Genomic DNA, 16,253 nt, shown 5'->3' with positions numbered 1-16,253 from the left:
GGCCGTGTGGCGGCTCGATCCGGTCCCGCTCCGTGTGTCACGTGGGGGCCGGTCCCGGGTCGGGACCCGCCGTCAGCTCACCTTCCCCTTCTCGGCCTTCCGGTCGGCCTTCCGGTCGCCCTTCTTGCCGTAGCCGTCGCCGTAGTCGTGGCCGTGACCGTGGTCCGGGCACATCTCCATGCCGCCGCCCTTGCCGTAGCCGTCGCCGTAGCCCTTGGGCGGGCAGGCGGCCGGAATGGTGTGCTGGACGGACGGGCTCTCGACCGGGTTGCCCCGGGGGTCGGTGGCGGTGGCGTGGGCGTGGTTGGTGACGTGGCCGGCGACCGCGTCCGCCTCGGTCACCACATAGGTGCCCGTGCACGTGGTGTGCTCGCCGGGCGCCAGGGTGGTCGCCTCACAGGTGATGTCGGTGACCTTGTCGTCCACGACGGCGACGTCGGTCAGTTCCGTGTCGCCGTTGTTGGTCACCGTGTAGGTGTAGGTGACCTGGTCACCGACGTGGACCGGGCCGGCCGTGTCGGCCTTCTTGGTCACGGTCAGCTCCGCGCGCTGCGGGTTCACCGGCACGGTGACCTCGTCGTCGGGGCTCGTCACCGTGTCGCCGCCCGGGTTGGTGCCCGTGGCGTGCGCCCGGTTGGTGACGCTTCCGGCTGTGCCGTCGGCGGCCGTCACCACGTACGTTCCGCTGCACGTGGTGCTCGCGCCCGCCGCCAGCGTGGTCGCCTGGCAGGTGATGCCGGTGACCTTGTCGTCCACGACGGTGACGTTGTTCAGCGTCGTCTGACCGGTGTTCCGGACCGTGTAGGTGTACGTGATGGTGTCACCCACGTTCACCGGACCCGCCGGGCTCGCCGACTTCTCGACCGTCAGCGACGAGGCGCCGATGACGGGCACGGTGACCGCGTCGTCGGGGCTCGTCACGGTCTCGCCGCCGGGGTTGATCCCGGTCGCGTGGGCCGTGTTGGTGACGCTTCCGGCGGCGCCGTCGGCGGCTGTCACCACGTATGTGCCCGTACAGGTGGCGCTCTCCTGGGGGGCGAGGGTGGTCCGGTCGCAGTTGACGGTGGTGACGTGGTCGTCGACCACGGTGACGTTGTGCAGGGTCACGTTGCCCGTGTTGGTCACGGTGTAGGCGTAGGTGACGGTGTCACCGACGTTCACCGGGCCGGTGGCGGCGGTCGTCTTGTCGATGGTCATCGACGAGACCGCGACCACGTCCAGGGTCACCTCGCCCGGCGGGCTGTCCACCGGGTGGCCCTCCGGGTCGGTGCCGGTGGCCTGGGCGATGTTGTGCAGGGTGCCCGCGACGGCGTCGGCCTCGGTCACCGTGTACGTGCCCGTGCACGTGGTGCTCGCGCCCGCCGCCAGCGAGGTCGCCTGGCAGGTGACGGGGGCGACCCGGTCGTCCTGGACGGCGACGTTGGTCAGTGCCGTCTGGCCGGTGTTGGTCACGGTGTAGGTGTAGGTGACGGTCTGGCCGACCTGGACCGGACCGGGCGTGTTCGCCGTCTTCTCGATCGCCAGGCCCGAGGCGCCGATGACGGGCACGGTGACCTCGTCGTCCGGGCTCAGGACGGCCCCGCCCTGCGGGTTGGTGCCCGTGGCCTGGGCGCGGTTGTGGACGTGCCCGAGCGCCCCGTCGGCCTCGGTCACCGTGTACGTGCCCGTACAGGTGGTGCTCGCGCCCGGCGCCAGTGTCGTCACCGGGCAGTTGACGGGGTTCACGTGGTCGTCGAAGACGGCCAGTTCGGTCAGGTTCGTCTGCCCGGTGTTGGTCACCTCGTAGCTGTAGGTGATCGTGTCCCCGATGTGGACCGGGCCCGCCGTGCTCGCCGTCTTGGAGAGGCCGAGCGAGGACGTGCCGACGACGTCGATCGTCGCGTCGGTCGGCGGCGACTCGATCGGGGTCCCGTTCGAGGTGCCGGCGGCGTGGGCGTGGTTGGTGACCTGACCGGCGACGCCGTCGGCCGCCGTCACCACGTACGTACCGGTACAGGTGGTGCTGTCACCGGGCTGTCCGGCCGGGGCCAGTGCGGTCGCGGCGCAGGTGATGCCGGTGACCTTGTCGTCCACGATGGAGAGATTGGTGATGTCCGTGCCGCCGGTGTTGGTGACGATGTATTCGTACGTCACGGTGTCGCCGACGTTGAACGGGCCGGTGCCCTGGACCTGCTTCTCGATGACGATGCCGGGCGGGGCGTCGATCGGCACCGTGACCGTGGAGTCCGGTGAGGTGACCGGATCACCGTCGGAGGTGCCGGTGGCCCGCGCCGTGTTGGTGACATGGCCGGCCGCGACATCCGCCGCGGTGATCACATAGGTGCCCGTACAGGTGGCGGTCTCCCCCGGTTGGAGCACGCTGACCGGGCAGGTGACCGGATTCACCGTCGGGTCGGCCACGGCGAGGTCGTTGATCGGCGTGTTGCCGGAGTTGGTGACGACGAAGTCGTAGTCGACCGGGGTGCCGACCGTCAGCTCGCCGGGCCGCGGCTCGTGGACCTGCTTGACCAGGTTGAGTTCGGGCAGCGGCTGGTCGGTGGTGACGACGACGTTGCGGATCAGGTGGACGTCGGTCCACAGGCCGGTCGAGCCCGCGAAGCCGAACTTGTAGGTGGAGGGGACCGGCATCGGGGCCGGTGTCGACAGCACCTGGTGGAAGCCGGTGCCGTCGTTGAAGTCCACGTCGATGGTCAGGACCGGGGCCGGGGCCGGGGTCAGGTGGACGTGCACCCGGCGGCGGGACGGCTCCAGGAGGGTCTCCGCCTGCTGCGGGGTCACCCCGGGAGGCATCACGGTGAGCGGGCCCTGGAGCCGGCCGGGGAGGGTGGACGGCCAGGGCGGGGTGGTGGTGAAGTTGCTGGTCGTCGCGGTCAGGAAGCAGTAGCCCTCGGTGCCGTCACCGGGGCCGCGAACGGTGACCATGTTGGCCCCGGGCGCGGGCACCCGGATGCCGGTGCCCGCCGGCGAGCGGGTCGCGCAGCCGTTGCCGCGGTGCTCCCAGTCACCGAAGTAGTTGCCGAGGACGTCGAGGCCGACGCCGAGGTAGCCGCGGTCGACTCCGGGCAGCATCTCCAGGCCCGGGTTGTCGTCGGGGAGCTTCTGCGCGTAGCCGAGGCTGCCGCCGAAGGCTCCGGGGTGGGCGAGCGCGGTGTCGCCGTTCACCAGGAAGAAGGAGATGCCGTCGGCCGGGGTGTTCGGCGTGGTGCTGCCGTACTGCCACTGGTCGAAGGTGACGTCCAGACCGTTGCCGGCCGGCAGGGCCTGGTCGAAGAGGACGGCGCCGCTCTCGTCGTTCCCGGCGTCGGTGAGCCGGAGGTAGCCGTGCGGGGCCGCGTCGAGCGGCGGCATCGGGCCGATCTCGGTGGACGGGCAGCCGGTGAGCGGATGGCTGCCGGACTGCGCCGCCGCCGAGGGCGCGCCGCTCAGACAGGCGGAGCCGACGGCGGTGAAGCGGTCGTCGGCGGTGGCGCCGGTGAAGGTCTCGGTGAGCAGCGGGGTGCCCGCGCGGGGCGCCGGCACGGCGGGCGTCGGGACCGCCGGTGCGGGCTTCGCGGCCGGTGCGGGCTTCGCGGCGGGCGTCGTCGCCTTCGCGGTCGCCTTCGGCTGGGTCTTCGGGTCAGGGGTGTCGGCCTGGGCGAAGCCGGCCGCCAGACCCGTGGTCAGCAGGCCGAGCGTGGCCGCTGTCGATACGAAGCGGGCCACTCGGGCACGAAGCCGAGGGGGCCCGCAGTCTCTTCTCGTCATGAGACGTCTATGCGCACCGACCGTCACTAATTATCTCAAAATAGTATTAACGGGCGTGAAGTTCCCTCCTATGAGCGACGGTGCGTCAGGCGTGTCCTGCGGCGCCGGAACGTCAGTCGAGGTATCCCCGCAGCTGGTCGGCATAGGCGTGGGAGCGCAGCTTGCCCAGCGTCTTGGACTCGATCTGGCGGATACGCTCGCGGGTCACCCCGAACAGTCGTCCGATCTCCTCCAGGGTGCGGGGCCGTCCGTCGTCGAGGCCGTAGCGCAGCGCGACGACCTGGCGTTCGCGCTCGCCGAGGGTGGAGAGCACCGCTTCCAGATGCTCGCGCAGCAGCAGGAAGGCCGCCGACTCGACGGGCGACGCCGCGTCCCCGTCCTCGATGAGGTCGCCGAGCGCGACGTCGTCCTCCTCGCCCACCGGCGCGTGCAGCGACACCGGCTCCTGGGCGAGCCGCAGCACCTCGCCGATCCGCTCGGGCGGCAGGTCCAGGCGGGCGGCGACCTCCTCGGCGGTGGGCTCGTGGCCGTACTCCTGGAGGATGCTGCGCTGGACCCGGACGACCCGGTTGATCAGCTCGACCACGTGCACGGGGACCCGGATCGTGCGGGCCTGGTCGGCCAGCGCCCGGGACATCGCCTGCCGGATCCACCAGGTGGCGTACGTCGAGAACTTGTAGCCGCGCGCGTAGTCGAACTTCTCGACCGCCCGGATGAGGCCCAGGTTCCCCTCCTGGACCAGGTCGAGCATGGTCAGACCGCGGCCGACGTACCGCTTCGCGACGGAGACGACGAGCCGCAGATTGGCCTCGATCAGCCGGCGCTTGGCGATCCGGCCGAGGACCACGAGACGGTCGAGGTCGTGCGCGAGGCGGCCGTCCAGGCCGGGGCCGCGGGCCAGCTTCTCCTCGGCGAACAGCCCGGCCTCGATCCGGCGGGCCAGCTCGACCTCCTCCTCCGCGCTGAGCAGCGGGACCCGGCCTATCTCGCGCAGGTAGAGGCGGAACAGATCGGCCGACGAGCCGCCGCCACCGCCGCCCGCGGACACCCGGGGAGCGCGGGGAGCCGGGCGGGGGGCCGGGACGTACGGAGCTGATTCCTGGGACGCGGTGACGGTCCGGGTCTGCACGGGGCGACCTCCAGGGCGGGTGATCGCTGCCGGTGCGGGAGGGGGACGGGCGTGCGTACGGGCAGCGGGGCGGCACCGTCACCCAGTGTGGGGTACGGCGCGTCGCCGCCACGAGGGGCGTGCGGTGACTTTTTGAGTCCGGAATGTGACCGACCGTACGCCGGGCCACCGCGCCGCACGCCGGACCGCGCGCCGGGCCGGCTGAAGCGGACGTCAGAGCGCGGCGGCGCCGTGCGTGCGCAGCGACTGTCCGTACTGGGTGAGCACCCACAGCTCGTTCTGTACGGCGGAGACCTGCCCCGGGTCGCCGTGCGGCCCGAGCCGGGCCAGGGTGCTCTGGACGTCGCGGATCCGCCGGTCGACGGCCCGGAGCCGTACGGTCACCAGCTGGTCGCCGGCGTACGCCTCGTCGACGGCCTTGGCGAAGATCGTCTCGACGGCCAGCTCGGTGACGAGCGAGCGCACCGTGTCGTCGGGCGCGGCCTCGCGCACGGCGTCGAGGTAGTCGGAGGGCGCGTCGGTGGCGCCGCCCGCGTCCTGGACGCACTGGCGGACGGCGGCGTAGGGCGCGGCGGTGAACTCGTCGATCCCGTACGCGTCGAAGGCCGGCGAGACCAGCTCCGGGTACTGGAGGGCGAGCTTGAGCAGCTCGCGCTCGGTGCGGTGGGCGGGGCTGCGCAGGTTGAGCGCGGGCCCGGCGGGGGCGACGGGCGCCGGGATGTCGTACATCCGCCGCTGCCGGCCCCGGTCGCCGCCCCGCTGCTGCTCCGGACCGCCCTGGCCGCCCTGGCGCTGCCAGCGGGCGATCTGGGCGACGCGGCGCACCACGAACTGGGTGTCGAGGATGCCGAGCATGCCCGCGAGCTGGACGGCGACCTCGTGCTGCGAGGCGATGTTCTTGATCCGGGCGACGATGGGCGCGGCCTCGTCGAGCGCGGCGGCGCGGCCGGAGGGGATCTCCAGGTCGTAGCGGCCGGTGATCTGGCGCAGCGCGAACTCGAACAGCGGGACGCGCGGTTCGACCAGGTCGGCGACGGCCTCGTCGCCCTTGGCCAGGCGCAGTTCGCAGGGGTCCATGCCGTCGGGCGCGATGGCGATGTACGTCTCGGCGGCGAACTTCTGGTCGTCCTCGAAGGCGCGCAGGGCGGCCTTCTGGCCGGCGGCGTCACCGTCGAAGGTGAAGATGACGCGGGCGGTGCCGTTGTCCATGAGGAGCCGGCGCAGGATCTTGATGTGGTCGCCGCCGAAGGACGTGCCGCAGGTGGCGATGGCGGTGGGCACGCCGGCCAGGTGGCAGGCCATGACGTCGGTGTAGCCCTCGACGACGACGGCCCGGCTGACCTTGGCGATGTCCTTCTTGGCCAGGTCGATGCCGTAGAGGACCTGGGACTTCTTGTAGATCGGCGTCTCGGGGGTGTTGAGGTACTTGGGCCCGTTGTCGTCCTCGCGCAGCCGGCGCGCGCCGAAGCCGACGACGTCGCCGCCGACGTCCTTGATCGGCCACATGAGGCGGCCGCGGAAGCGGTCGATGGGGCCGCGGCGGCCGTCCTGGGAGAGGCCGGAGACGATCAGCTCGCGGTCGGTGAAGCCCTTGCCGCGCAGGAAGCGGGTGAGGTGGTCCCAGCCGGCCGGGGAGTAGCCGACGCCGAAGTGCTCGGCGGCGGCCTGGTCGAAGCCGCGCTCGGCGAGGAACTTCCGGCCGATCTCGGCCTCGGCGGAGCCGAGTTGGTCCGCGTAGTACTGGGCGGCGACCTTGTGGGCCTCGACCAGGCGGGTGCGTTCGCCGCGCTGGTGGCCGGGGTTGTAGCCGCCCTCCTCGTACCGCAGCGTGATGCCCGCCCGGGCGGCGAGGCGCTCGACCGTCTCGGAGAAGGTGAGATGGTCGATCTTCATCACGAAGGCGATCGTGTCGCCGCCTTCCTGGCAGCCGAAGCAGTGGAAGAGTCCCTTGCTCGGGCTGACCTGGAAGGAGGGCGACTTCTCGTCGTGGAAGGGGCACAGCCCCTTGAGGTTCCCGCCGCCGGCGTTGCGGAGCTGGAGGTACTCGGATACGACGGCGTCGATCGGGACGGCGTCCCGTACCGCCTTCACGTCCTCATCGTTGATCCTGCCTGCCACGCATAGATTCTACGGGGAGCGGGAAGGCGCCCGGGCTGCACCGGCTACGCGGCGAGGGTCTCCAGGGGCACGGAGGGGTCCGCGAGCCGCTCGGGGTCCACCTGGGCACGGGAGCGGATGAGCTTCTGGATGGGTTCTGTGACGTCCCACACATTCACGTTCATGCCCGCGAGGACCCGGCCGTCCTTCAGCCAGAAGGCGACGAACTCGCGCTTTCCGACGTCCCCGCGCGTCACGATCTGGTCGTACGAGCCGGGCGGGGCCCAGCCCGAGTACTCCATGCCGAGGTCGTACTGATCGGAGAAGAAGTAGGGGACGCGGTCGTACGAGACGCTCTGGCCGAGCATCGCGCGGGCGGCGGCCGGGCCGCCGTTGAGGGCGTTGGCCCAGTGCTCGACCCGCAGCCGGGTGTGCAGCGCGGGGTGGTGCGCGGCGGCGACGTCGCCGGCGGCGAAGACGTCCGGGTCGGAGGTGCGCAGCGTCTCGTCGACGGCGACACCGCCGCCGTCGGCGCGGTCGACGAGGGCGAGGCCGGCGTTCTCGGCGAGGGTGGTGCGCGGGGCGGCGCCGATGGCGACGAGGACGGCGTGCGCGGGGTGCTCCTCGCCGTCGTCGGTACGGGCGGCGAGGACCATGCCGTCCTGGCCGGTGATCTCGGTGAGCCGGGCGCCGAAGTGGAAGCGGACGCCGTGCGCGGCGTGCAGGTCGGCGAAGACCTGGCCCAGCTCGGGGCCGAGGACCCGGTGCAGCGGGGTCGGGTCCGCCTCGACGATGGTGACCTCGGCGCCGTACGTACGGGCCGCGGCGGCGACCTCCAGGCCGATCCAGCCGGCGCCCGCGATGACCAGGTGGCCGTTGTCACGGCCGAGCGCCTTCAGCTCGTCGCGCAGCCGCTCGCAGTGGGCGAGGCGGCGCAGGTGGTGCACGCCGGCCAGACCGGTGCCGGGGATGTCGAGGCGGCGCGGCTCGGCGCCGGTGGCGAGGAGCAGCTTGTCGTAGCGGATCACGGTGCCGTCGCCGAACCGGACGGTGCGGGCGTCGCGGTCGATGGCGGTGACGGTCTGGCCGAGGTGGAGTTCGACGTCGTTGCTCGCGTACCAGGAGGGTTCGTGGACGAAGACGGAGTCGCGGTCGGCCTTGCCGAGGAGGAAGCCCTTGGAGAGCGGTGGACGCTCGTAGGGGCGTTCGTGTTCGTCGCAGACGAGGATGACCCGCCCGTTGAATCCTTCGGAGCGCAGGGTCTCCGCCGCCTTGGCGCCGGCCAGGCCCCCGCCGACGATGACAAAGGTCTGATCTGCGTCGACCACGTTGATTCCTCCTCGTTGCGACCGGTTCCCTACGCTACGCCCCTGGACCCGGCCCGGACCGTACCGCCTCGGGACGTGCTTGCGCAGGGTCCCGCACCGGCCATGGGGTGGGAAGGGGGCGAACGGCCCCGGAACCGGCCCCCGAAAGGGGACCTTGGTCATCCGCGCGGACGCGGAGGCCGGTGGACGGGTCAGCGGTGGGCGGGTCAGCGGTGGTGCGGTGCGCGCAGGCGGGCGTGCAGGGCGCGGGCCGACGCGTCGGTGAGGGAGGCGATCTGATCGACGATCACCCGCTTGCGGGAGCGGTCGTCGGGGGCGGCGGCGAACAGGGCGCGGAACTGCGGGTCGAGCCCCTCGGGGGCGCGGGCGGTGAGCGCCTCGGCCAGTTCGGTGACGACGACGCGCTGGTCGGCGCGGAGCGCCTCCTGTTCGGCGCGCTGCATCACGTACCGGTCGGCGATGGCCTTGAGGACGGCGCACTCCAGGCGGGCCGCGCGGGGGACGACGAGGGTGGCGCCGTAGCGGGTGAGGCGGCCGGAGCCGTAGGCGTGCCGGGTGGCGGTCTCGGCGGCGAGGCAGAAACGGCCGATGAGCTGGCTGGTGGCGTCCTTGAGGCGGGCCTGGGCGACGGCCGAGCCGTCGTAGCCGTGCGGCCACCAGTCCTCGTCCATGAGCCGGTCGAGGGCGGCGGCGAGTTCGGCGGGGTCGGTGTCCTCGGGGACGTAGCGGCCGCGGGCGACGGCCCAGATGTCGGCGCGCTCGGGTTCGGCGAGGAGCAGGTTGGGGTCGATGTGCCCGGCGTGCAGGCCGTCCTCGAAGTCGTGGACGGAGTAGGCGACGTCGTCGGACCAGTCCATGACCTGGGCCTCGAAGCAGGTGCGGTCGGCGGGGGCGTCCTGCCGGGCCCAGGTGAAGACGGGCAGGTCGTCCTCGTACACGCCGAACTTGGGCGAGCCGGGGTCGGTGGGGTGGCCGCCGCGGGGCCAGGGGTACTTGGTGGCGGCGTCGAGGGCGGCGCGGGTGAGGTTGAGGCCGACGCTGAGCGGGGCGCCGGTGGCGGGGTCGGCGATGAACCGTTTCGGCTCGATCCGGGTGAGCAGCCGCAGCGACTGGGCGTTGCCCTCGAAGCCGCCGCAGTCCTTGGCGACGTCGTTGAGGGCCTGTTCGCCGTTGTGCCCGAAGGGCGGGTGGCCGAGGTCGTGGGTGAGACAGGCGGCCTCGACGAGGTCGGGGTCGCAGCCGAGGGCGGCGCCGAGCTCGCGGCCGACCTGGGCGCACTCCAGGGAGTGGGTGAGCCGGGTGCGCGGGCTGGTGTCCCAGGCGTGGCTGTACGAGCCGGGGGTGACGACCTGGGTCTTGCCGGCGAGCCGGCGCAGCGCGGCGGAGTGCAGCACGCGGGCGCGGTCGCGCTGGAAGGCCGTGCGGCCGGGCCGCTTGTCGGGCTCGGCGGCCCAGCGTTCGGTGTCGGCCGCGTCGTAGCCGGGGGTGCCGGGGGCGTCGGGAGTGCCGGGGGTGTGCGGGATGCCGGGGGTGCCGCCGGTCCGGTCGGGGTTCTCGGGGAAGCCTGCCATGCCCCCGACCGTAACCGGCAGGACGGACAGAAGGGGGCAGATGGCGGCGTCGGGTGGGGCAGGACCTCCGGGATCCGGGGCCATGGCCGGGCGTTTGCGGCCGGGCCTTGTGGCGGGGCCTTTATGGCTGGGCCGCTGTGGCGGGGCCTTTGTGGCTCAGGCGTCGAGCCAGACCCGCAGCGGGCCGATCGCCTCGAAGCCCGCCGCCAGCGCCGCGTCGAGGTCGTCGCCCGACTCGTACCCGACGAGCGGAAGCGCGGGGTCGGCGACCGCGAGGACGCCGGACCAGGCGGCGGAGGCCGGGACGCCGTCGGCGGTGAAGAGGTTGGAGACGCCGGTGACGCGTGGGCTCGCGGTGAGGACGGCGCCGCCGAGGATCCGGCCGTCGGGGGCGTGGCCCGCGACGATCGTGGTGGCGGGGTCGTCGAGGAGCTCCGGCCGGAAGAGGGCGGCCTCGTCGGCGTCGCCGCCGCTCCAGGCCAGCGCCCAGGCGGCGAGTTCGCCGGGGGTGCGGACGGGCCGGTACGCGGCGGCGCCGGCGTCCGCGGCGCTGCCCGGCAGGCCGGCGGGGCGGTGGATCCACTGGGCCTCGAAGAGCAGCCGGAAGCCCTCGGGCGCGAGGTCGAGGCGGGCGAGGCTGTCCTTGACGGAGGCGCCGGGGGTGGTGCGGTCGATGCCGTCCAGGACGTCCCGCGCTTCGGCGTCCGCGGTGAGGGTGACCGCGTCGGGGTAGTAGAGCGGGGTGCGGCGCGGGCTGGTCCAGGCGCGCGGGCCCAGGGCGGCCTCGGACAGGCCGTGCGCGCGGCACATCGTCGCGCACCACTGGACGTTGTTCTGGAGGGCGTCGGCGAGGACGGCTTCGATGATCACCCGCGGATGGTACGGGCCCGGTCTCTTCGCCTCCTCCTATTTTCCACACGGGGCCTCCCGGAACCTCCGCGCGGCCGGAGGGAGTTGCGGGCGCGGCGGCTCGGGGCGGGTGGGCCGGGAGGGAACGGATCGCGCCGGCGAGCGAACCGGAACCGGCCGTATCGCGTCGAACGGTGTGACATCCGTTCGACTTTCCGCTCTTCCGCTCTTCGGCAATTCGACTCTTCGACTCTTCGACTCTTCGACCTTCCCGGGCTCTTCCGCTCCTCTCCCCGCTCCGACATCCGACGACCACTCCGGAGGTCCCCCCGCATGCGCGGCGTCCGACTGCCCCGACCGCTCCGACTCCCCCGCACCGTCCGGGGCCGCCGCCGCGCCGTCCAGGCCGTCATGATCGGGGCCTGTCTCGCGCTCGCGCCGGTCACCTGGATGCACACCGCCGCCGACGGCCGGCTGCGGACGACGGCCGACGTGCCCGCCGAGGACGTCGCGGTCGTGTTCGGCGCCGGACTGTGGAAGGGCCGCCCCACCCCGTATCTCGCGCACCGCCTCGACGCCGCCGCCGAGCTGTACCGCTCCGGCAAGGTCAAGGTCCTCCTCGTCACCGGCGACAACAGCCGCACCGAGTACGACGAGCCGAGCGCGATGCGCACCTACCTGGCGGCGCGCGGGGTGCCGGACGACAAGGTCGTCAGCGACTACGCGGGCTTCGACACCTGGGACTCGTGCGTCCGCGCCAAGAAGATCTTCGGCGTGGACCGGGCCGTCCTCGTCACCCAGGACTTCCACGTCAAGCGGGCCCTCGCGCTGTGCGCGGCGGCGGGCGTGGAGTCGTACGGCGTCGGTGTCGGCGAACCGCACGACGCCACCTGGTACTACGGCACCACCCGGGAGATCGCCGCCGCCGGGAAGGCCGCCGCCGAGGCGGCCCTGCGGCCGGACCCGCACTTCCTCGGCGACCGGGAGGACGGCGTCACCAAGGCCCTGGCGGCCACCCCGCACCCGGCCCGGTGACCGGTCGGGCGTCCGCTCCCTCTTCCGTCCCCGCTTCCGGTCACACGTCCGCGCGGCCGAACCAGTCGCCGCCCGGGATCGGCGGGCCGAGCGCCGTGCCCGGCGCGGCCAGGTACACCCAGGCGGACACCCGGGCCCCGTCCCGGAGCCGTACGGTCGCGCGGGCCGCGCGCTCGTAGCCGGCGGGAAGCTCCAGCAGGTCGAGGGCGTCGAGGAGTGCGGGGTACGTGCCGGGCGCGGCCGTCAGCAGGGTGCCGGTGACCGGCCCGGCGCCCGGGGCGGCGACGGCGTACGGGTAGCCGGGGCCGTCGTGCAGCACCGCGTCGGGCAGAAGGGCGTCCTCCTCGGCGGCGGTCCGGCCGCGCAGGAGCCGGTCGTGGTGCCACCCGCCGGGACGCAGCGTGCCGTACACGAAGAAGGGCCGCTCGGTCCCGGGCCGGTGCGCGCCGCTCGCGTTCTCGTTCGCGTTCTCGTTCGCGTTCTCGTTCACGCCGCCACGGTAGGGGCCGGGGCGCGGCGGGCGGCGGGGCGGGTGCGCTCCACCCCGTACCACCGGCGTCCGCCCCCCCAGTACCGCCGCGTCCTCACCCCGCGTACGGGCGGACGGTCTTGGCCTCCCTGAGGGCGTGGGCCCACCAGGCGAGCTGGTCGAGCAGGCGGGTGGCGGCGGCGTCCGGGATCTCCGGGTCCTTGAGCGTGCCGTCCTCGGTGAAGCTGCCGTGCACTCCGGCGAAGGAGACGGTCTCGCGGATGGTGGCGGTGTGCATCTCGGCGAAGACCTGGCGCAGCTGCTCGACGGCGCGCAGGCCGCCGGAGATGCCGCCGTAGGAGACGAAGGCGACGGGCTTGGCCTGCCACTCGGTGAAGTGCCAGTCGATCAGGGCCTTCAGGGAGGCGGGGAAGGAGTGGTTGTACTCGGGGGTGACGACGACGAAGGCGTCGGCCTCGGCCAGCACCGGGCCGACCTTGGCCAATTCGGCCCTGACGGCGGCGCCGGGGTCGCGGGAGAGGGCGGTGGGCAGGTCGACGTCGGCGAGGTCGACGACGCGGGTGGCGAAGTCCTGGTGCGCCTCGGCGTGTCCGGCGAACCAGTCGGTGACGATGTGGCCGAAGCGGCCCTCGCGGTTGCTGGCGGCGATGACGGCGAGTCGGAGCGGGCGCGTGGTGGTGTCGGTGTCCATGTCGACGAGGGTGGTACCTCAAGCAAGGTCGAGGTCAAGCGCGGATTTTCCGCGGCCGTGCTCACCCATTCGGAGCGGGCCGCATCCCGCCTCCCGGAATCGCCCCCTACCTGCGCGAACACCAGGGAGGGCGGCCGCACGCCGTATCGGACGGAGCAGTTCTGACGCTTCCTCACCAGGCGCGGAACCCGGGCATCGCCTTGTCTCGGACCTACGGAAGACCGCTTCCGCAAGCCGTTCGCGCGCCCCGGAGGACCCCCCATGCGCCGCACCCCCGCCCGACTGCTCACCGGTACCGCGCTGACGTTCGTCGCCCTCACCACCCTCACCGCCGCGCCCCTCGCCTTCACCACCTTCGCCGCTCCCCCCGCCGTCGCGAACGACGGCGGCGGCGAGGGAGGCCGCGACGGGGGGCGTGACGAAGGCCGCGAAGGTGGCGGCGAGAGCGGCCGCGACTGGGGCGACCGGCGGCTGGAGATCTTCCCCTCCCCCGCCGACCCCGGCACCACCGTCACCGTGAACACCGCCGCCTGCGGCGAGCACGGCCACGGCAAGGGCGACGCGACCTCGGTCGGCGCGGGCGATTTCCATCTCAACCCGAGCACCCACAAGAAGGTCGTGGTCGGGCAGTTCGCGGTGCCGCACCACGCCCGGGCCGGCTCGTACGAGATCCGGGTCGAGTGCGACAACGGCAAGTCCACCCGCGGCGAACTGATCGTCGAACGCCGGGAAGGCCCCAGCGGCCATGTGCGGACCGGTGTCGGCGGCAGCGTCGGCCCGGACACCTCCCAGATCGCGGCGGGCGTGGCGGTGCTGGCCGCGGCCGCCGCCGGCGGTACGTGGCTCCTGCGCCGCCGGGCGAGCGGCGCGCAGGACGGCTGACCCGTACCGCCCCACGTCCTGCCTCCGCCGCGCGCCCGCTGACGGCCCGGCGGGGGCAGGGCCATCCCCGAGAGGCACGGAAGGAGCCGGTGAGCGGCCGGCGAGGACGGGCGGGCGAGAGGTGAGCGACACGAGCGGCAGGCGAGCGACGGATGGGCGGCCGGTGAGCGACAGGTGAGTACGCGGAGCAAGGGCTGGGGCGTCGCCGCGGCCGCCTGCCTGGGCCTGTGGATGATCCACAACGGTTCGGCGCAGGTCACCCCGCCGGTGCCGTCGGCGGCCCAGGCGTTCGCCGCCGGGCCGAGCGTCCACACGGACGCCGCCGCCGACCCGCTCCCGCCGTCCGATCCGGTCCGGCTGCGCATCCCCGAGATCGACGTGGACGCGCCCGTGACGGGCCTCGGGATCGGCCGGGACGGCGCGCTCGACGTCCCGACGGCCGCCGACCGCAATCTGGCGGGCTGGTACGAGGACGGCACCCGGCCCGGCGCCAAGGGCACCGCGATCGTGGCCGGCCATGTCGACAACGCGGACGGGCCGGCGGTCTTCTACGCGCTCGGCGCGCTGAAGAAGGGCGACCGGGTCGAGGTGGACCGGCGGGACGGCCGGACGGCGGTGTTCACGATCGACGCGGTCGAGGTCTACGAGAACGACGCCTTCCCCGACGCCAAGGTGTACGGGCAGGCGGACCGGGCCGAGATCCGGGTGATCACCTGCGGCGGCGGCTTCTCCAAGAAGTCCGGCGGCTACCTGGGCAACGTGGTCGCGTTCGGGCACCTCATCGGCGTACGGCCGGAGGCGTCGCTCCCGGCCGGCTCCCGTACCGCCTGATCCGCCCGCGGGCCGGTCCCGTACGGCGGGCTCACGCCCACTGGTCGAAGGCGAGCTTGGCGACCAGCGAGAGGACCACCACGAGCAGCACCCCGCGGACGAACTCCGTGCCCTTGCTCAGCGCCATCCGCGCGCCGGTCGTGCCGCCCGCGAGGTTGAAGACGGCCAGGACGGCGGCCAGCTGCCAGATGACGTTCCCCTGCGAGGCGAAGGTGACGAGCGCGCCCGCGTTGGTGCAGACGTTGACGATCTTCGCGGTGGCGGAGGCCGTCACCAGGTCGAGGTGGAGCACGGCGGTCAGGGCGAGGACCAGGAAGGTGCCGGTGCCGGGCCCGAACAGGCCGTCGTAGAAACCGATGCCGCCGCCGACCACGACGATCGCGGTGACGATCCGGGCCCTGGTGAGCTCCGGCCGCTCCGCGCCCTCGGGCCGCGCGCCGAACGTCGGCCGGAGCAGCACGAACACGGCCACGGCCAGCAGCACCACCATGATCACCGGGCGCAGCACCGCGCTGCTGATCCCGGCCGCGAAGAAGGCGCCGGCCATCGACCCGGCGAGCGCGGCGAACCCGATCCGCAGTGCCATGCCCAGTTTCATCGGGGCCTTGCGCAGATACGTGACGGCCGCGCCGGACGTGCCGACGATGGACATGGCCTTGTTCGTGCCGAGGATCTGCGCGGCCGGCAGGTGCGGCAGCCCGAGCAGCAGGGTGGGCAGCATGAGCAGACCGCCGCCCCCGACCACGGCGTCGATCCAGCCGGCCGCGAAGGCGGCGAGGCAGAGCAGGGCAAGAGTGGTCAGGGATATGTCAGGCATGGCGCGAGCCTAGAAACGGGATAGGTGTGCCGTCCATCGATCCCGGCCGGTCTTGAGCAAGCCCAGAGCTTGGCCGGACGGAGTCATAGAGGATCTTGACCGATCGTTCTCGATAGCCGTACGGTCGACACGTGGCCAGGACCAAGGAATTCGATCCCGACGCCGCGCTCCAGTCCGCCCTTGAGCTGTTCTGGGCGCGCGGCTACGAGGCGACCACCATGGCGGACCTCGTGGAGCGCCTCGGCATCGGCCGGGCCAGCGTCTACGCGACCTTCGGCAGCAAGCACGAGCTGTATCTGAAGGCCCTGGAGCGCTACGCGGAGAACACGGATCCGCGGATCCTCGACGAGCTGTCCGCGCCGGGGCCCGCACTGCCGGGCGTACGGGCGCTGGTACGCCGGTTCGCGGCCGAGGCGGCGGCCGACGAGCTGCGGCTGACCGGCTGTCTCCTCACCAACTCGGCGGCGGAACTGGCCCCGCGCGACCCGGCGGTGGGCCGGCGGGTCGAACGGAGCTGGGAGCAGCTGGAGACCCTGCTGCACAGTGCGCTCAACCGGGCCCGGACCCAGGGCGAACTGCCACCCGGCCGCGATCCGCGCGCGCTGGCCCGGATGCTGCTCGTCCTGCTCCAGGGCCTGCGGGTGGTCGGCAAGGCGTCGAGCGACCCGGCCCGGGTGCGCGACGCCGCGGAGCAGGCGCTGACCCTGCTCGACTGACCCGCCCCGGCTCGCCTTCCCGGCCCTTCACGGCTCTGCCCCTGGGCGCCTGCGGGCGCCCATCTTTCGCGCC

The 16,253-nt window shown here is 73.2% G+C and carries 13 protein-coding genes; 4 read left to right on the top strand and 9 right to left on the bottom strand.

Going from position 1 to position 16,253, the window contains the following annotated elements; translation table 11 throughout:
- Window positions 1-72 precede the first annotated feature (72 nt).
- The 6 genes from ABZ693_RS18715 to ABZ693_RS18690 form a co-directional block, all read right to left on the bottom strand.
- Window positions 73-3,702 (bottom strand): DUF7507 domain-containing protein, encoded by a 3,630-nt coding sequence (locus ABZ693_RS18715; protein ID WP_359878188.1) that lies wholly within the window; start codon window positions 3,700-3,702, stop codon window positions 73-75.
- A 154-nt stretch (window positions 3,703-3,856) separates the two neighbouring features.
- A complete protein-coding gene (locus tag ABZ693_RS18710) occupies window positions 3,857-4,897 on the bottom strand; it encodes an RNA polymerase sigma factor (protein WP_359878249.1) in 1,041 nt (346 codons plus the stop codon).
- A 189-nt stretch (window positions 4,898-5,086) separates the two neighbouring features.
- The gene (gene dnaG, locus ABZ693_RS18705; protein ID WP_359878185.1) at window positions 5,087-6,991 is read right to left on the bottom strand and encodes a DNA primase; all 1,905 of its coding nucleotides are present in this window, start codon (window positions 6,989-6,991) and stop codon (window positions 5,087-5,089) included.
- Window positions 6,992-7,035: 44 nt separating this feature from the next.
- Window positions 7,036-8,298 (bottom strand): NAD(P)/FAD-dependent oxidoreductase, encoded by a 1,263-nt coding sequence (locus tag ABZ693_RS18700; protein ID WP_359878183.1) that lies wholly within the window; start codon window positions 8,296-8,298, stop codon window positions 7,036-7,038.
- A 206-nt stretch (window positions 8,299-8,504) separates the two neighbouring features.
- On the bottom strand, window positions 8,505-9,869 hold the full coding sequence (locus ABZ693_RS18695; RefSeq protein WP_359878181.1) for a deoxyguanosinetriphosphate triphosphohydrolase: 1,365 nt from the start codon (window positions 9,867-9,869) through the stop codon (window positions 8,505-8,507).
- A gap of 156 nt (window positions 9,870-10,025) precedes the next feature.
- Complete coding sequence (locus tag ABZ693_RS18690) at window positions 10,026-10,679, bottom strand: hypothetical protein (RefSeq protein ID WP_435842464.1); 654 nt, start codon at window positions 10,677-10,679, stop codon at window positions 10,026-10,028.
- Between the two features lie 372 nt (window positions 10,680-11,051).
- Here ABZ693_RS18690 and ABZ693_RS18685 point away from each other — a divergent pair, with 372 nt between their 5' ends.
- Window positions 11,052-11,753, top strand: a complete 702-nt coding sequence (locus ABZ693_RS18685) for a SanA/YdcF family protein (protein ID WP_359878177.1) — start codon at window positions 11,052-11,054, stop codon at window positions 11,751-11,753.
- Between the two features lie 40 nt (window positions 11,754-11,793).
- Here ABZ693_RS18685 and ABZ693_RS18680 read toward each other — a convergent pair whose 3' ends face one another.
- A complete protein-coding gene (locus ABZ693_RS18680; protein WP_435842461.1) occupies window positions 11,794-12,243 on the bottom strand; it encodes a gamma-glutamylcyclotransferase family protein in 450 nt (149 codons plus the stop codon).
- 94 nt (window positions 12,244-12,337) lie between these two features.
- Window positions 12,338-12,934, bottom strand: a complete 597-nt coding sequence (locus ABZ693_RS18675; protein ID WP_359878175.1) for an NADPH-dependent FMN reductase — start codon at window positions 12,932-12,934, stop codon at window positions 12,338-12,340.
- Between the two features lie 261 nt (window positions 12,935-13,195).
- On the opposite strand from ABZ693_RS18675, the gene ABZ693_RS18670 reads away from it, so the two are divergent.
- Both ABZ693_RS18670 and ABZ693_RS18665 read left to right on the top strand, forming a co-directional pair.
- Entirely contained in the window at window positions 13,196-13,816 is a 621-nt protein-coding gene (locus tag ABZ693_RS18670; protein ID WP_359878172.1) for a GVDTG sorting domain-containing protein, read from the top strand.
- Window positions 13,817-13,990: 174 nt separating this feature from the next.
- A complete protein-coding gene (locus ABZ693_RS18665) occupies window positions 13,991-14,647 on the top strand; it encodes a class F sortase (RefSeq protein WP_359878170.1) in 657 nt (218 codons plus the stop codon).
- Window positions 14,648-14,678: 31 nt separating this feature from the next.
- Here the strand turns inward: ABZ693_RS18665 and ABZ693_RS18660 are convergent, their stop codons facing one another.
- The gene (locus ABZ693_RS18660) at window positions 14,679-15,464 is read right to left on the bottom strand and encodes a sulfite exporter TauE/SafE family protein (RefSeq protein WP_359878168.1); all 786 of its coding nucleotides are present in this window, start codon (window positions 15,462-15,464) and stop codon (window positions 14,679-14,681) included.
- A 131-nt stretch (window positions 15,465-15,595) separates the two neighbouring features.
- Between ABZ693_RS18660 and ABZ693_RS18655 the strand changes: the two genes are divergently transcribed.
- Window positions 15,596-16,180 (top strand): TetR/AcrR family transcriptional regulator, encoded by a 585-nt coding sequence (locus ABZ693_RS18655; RefSeq protein ID WP_359878165.1) that lies wholly within the window; start codon window positions 15,596-15,598, stop codon window positions 16,178-16,180.
- Window positions 16,181-16,253 lie beyond the last annotated feature (73 nt).

It is taken from the genome of Streptomyces laurentii (assembly GCF_040635425.1).
GTDB lineage: Bacteria > Actinomycetota > Actinomycetes > Streptomycetales > Streptomycetaceae > Streptomyces > Streptomyces laurentii.
Note: the sequence above shows the minus strand (reverse complement) of the source record. Positions and strands in the feature narration are given on the sequence as shown.

Coding starts and splice junctions, on each gene's coding strand:
- ABZ693_RS18695 (WP_359878181.1), bottom strand. CDS start 9,869: ATGGCAGGCTTCCCCGAGAACCCCGACCGGACCGGCGGCACCCCCGGC.
- ABZ693_RS18690 (WP_435842464.1), bottom strand. CDS start 10,679: ATGTGCCGCGCGCACGGCCTGTCCGAGGCCGCCCTGGGCCCGCGCGCC.
- ABZ693_RS18685 (WP_359878177.1), top strand. CDS start 11,052: ATGCGCGGCGTCCGACTGCCCCGACCGCTCCGACTCCCCCGCACCGTC.
- ABZ693_RS18675 (WP_359878175.1), bottom strand. CDS start 12,934: ATGGACACCGACACCACCACGCGCCCGCTCCGACTCGCCGTCATCGCC.
- ABZ693_RS18670 (WP_359878172.1), top strand. CDS start 13,196: ATGCGCCGCACCCCCGCCCGACTGCTCACCGGTACCGCGCTGACGTTC.
- ABZ693_RS18660 (WP_359878168.1), bottom strand. CDS start 15,464: ATGCCTGACATATCCCTGACCACTCTTGCCCTGCTCTGCCTCGCCGCC.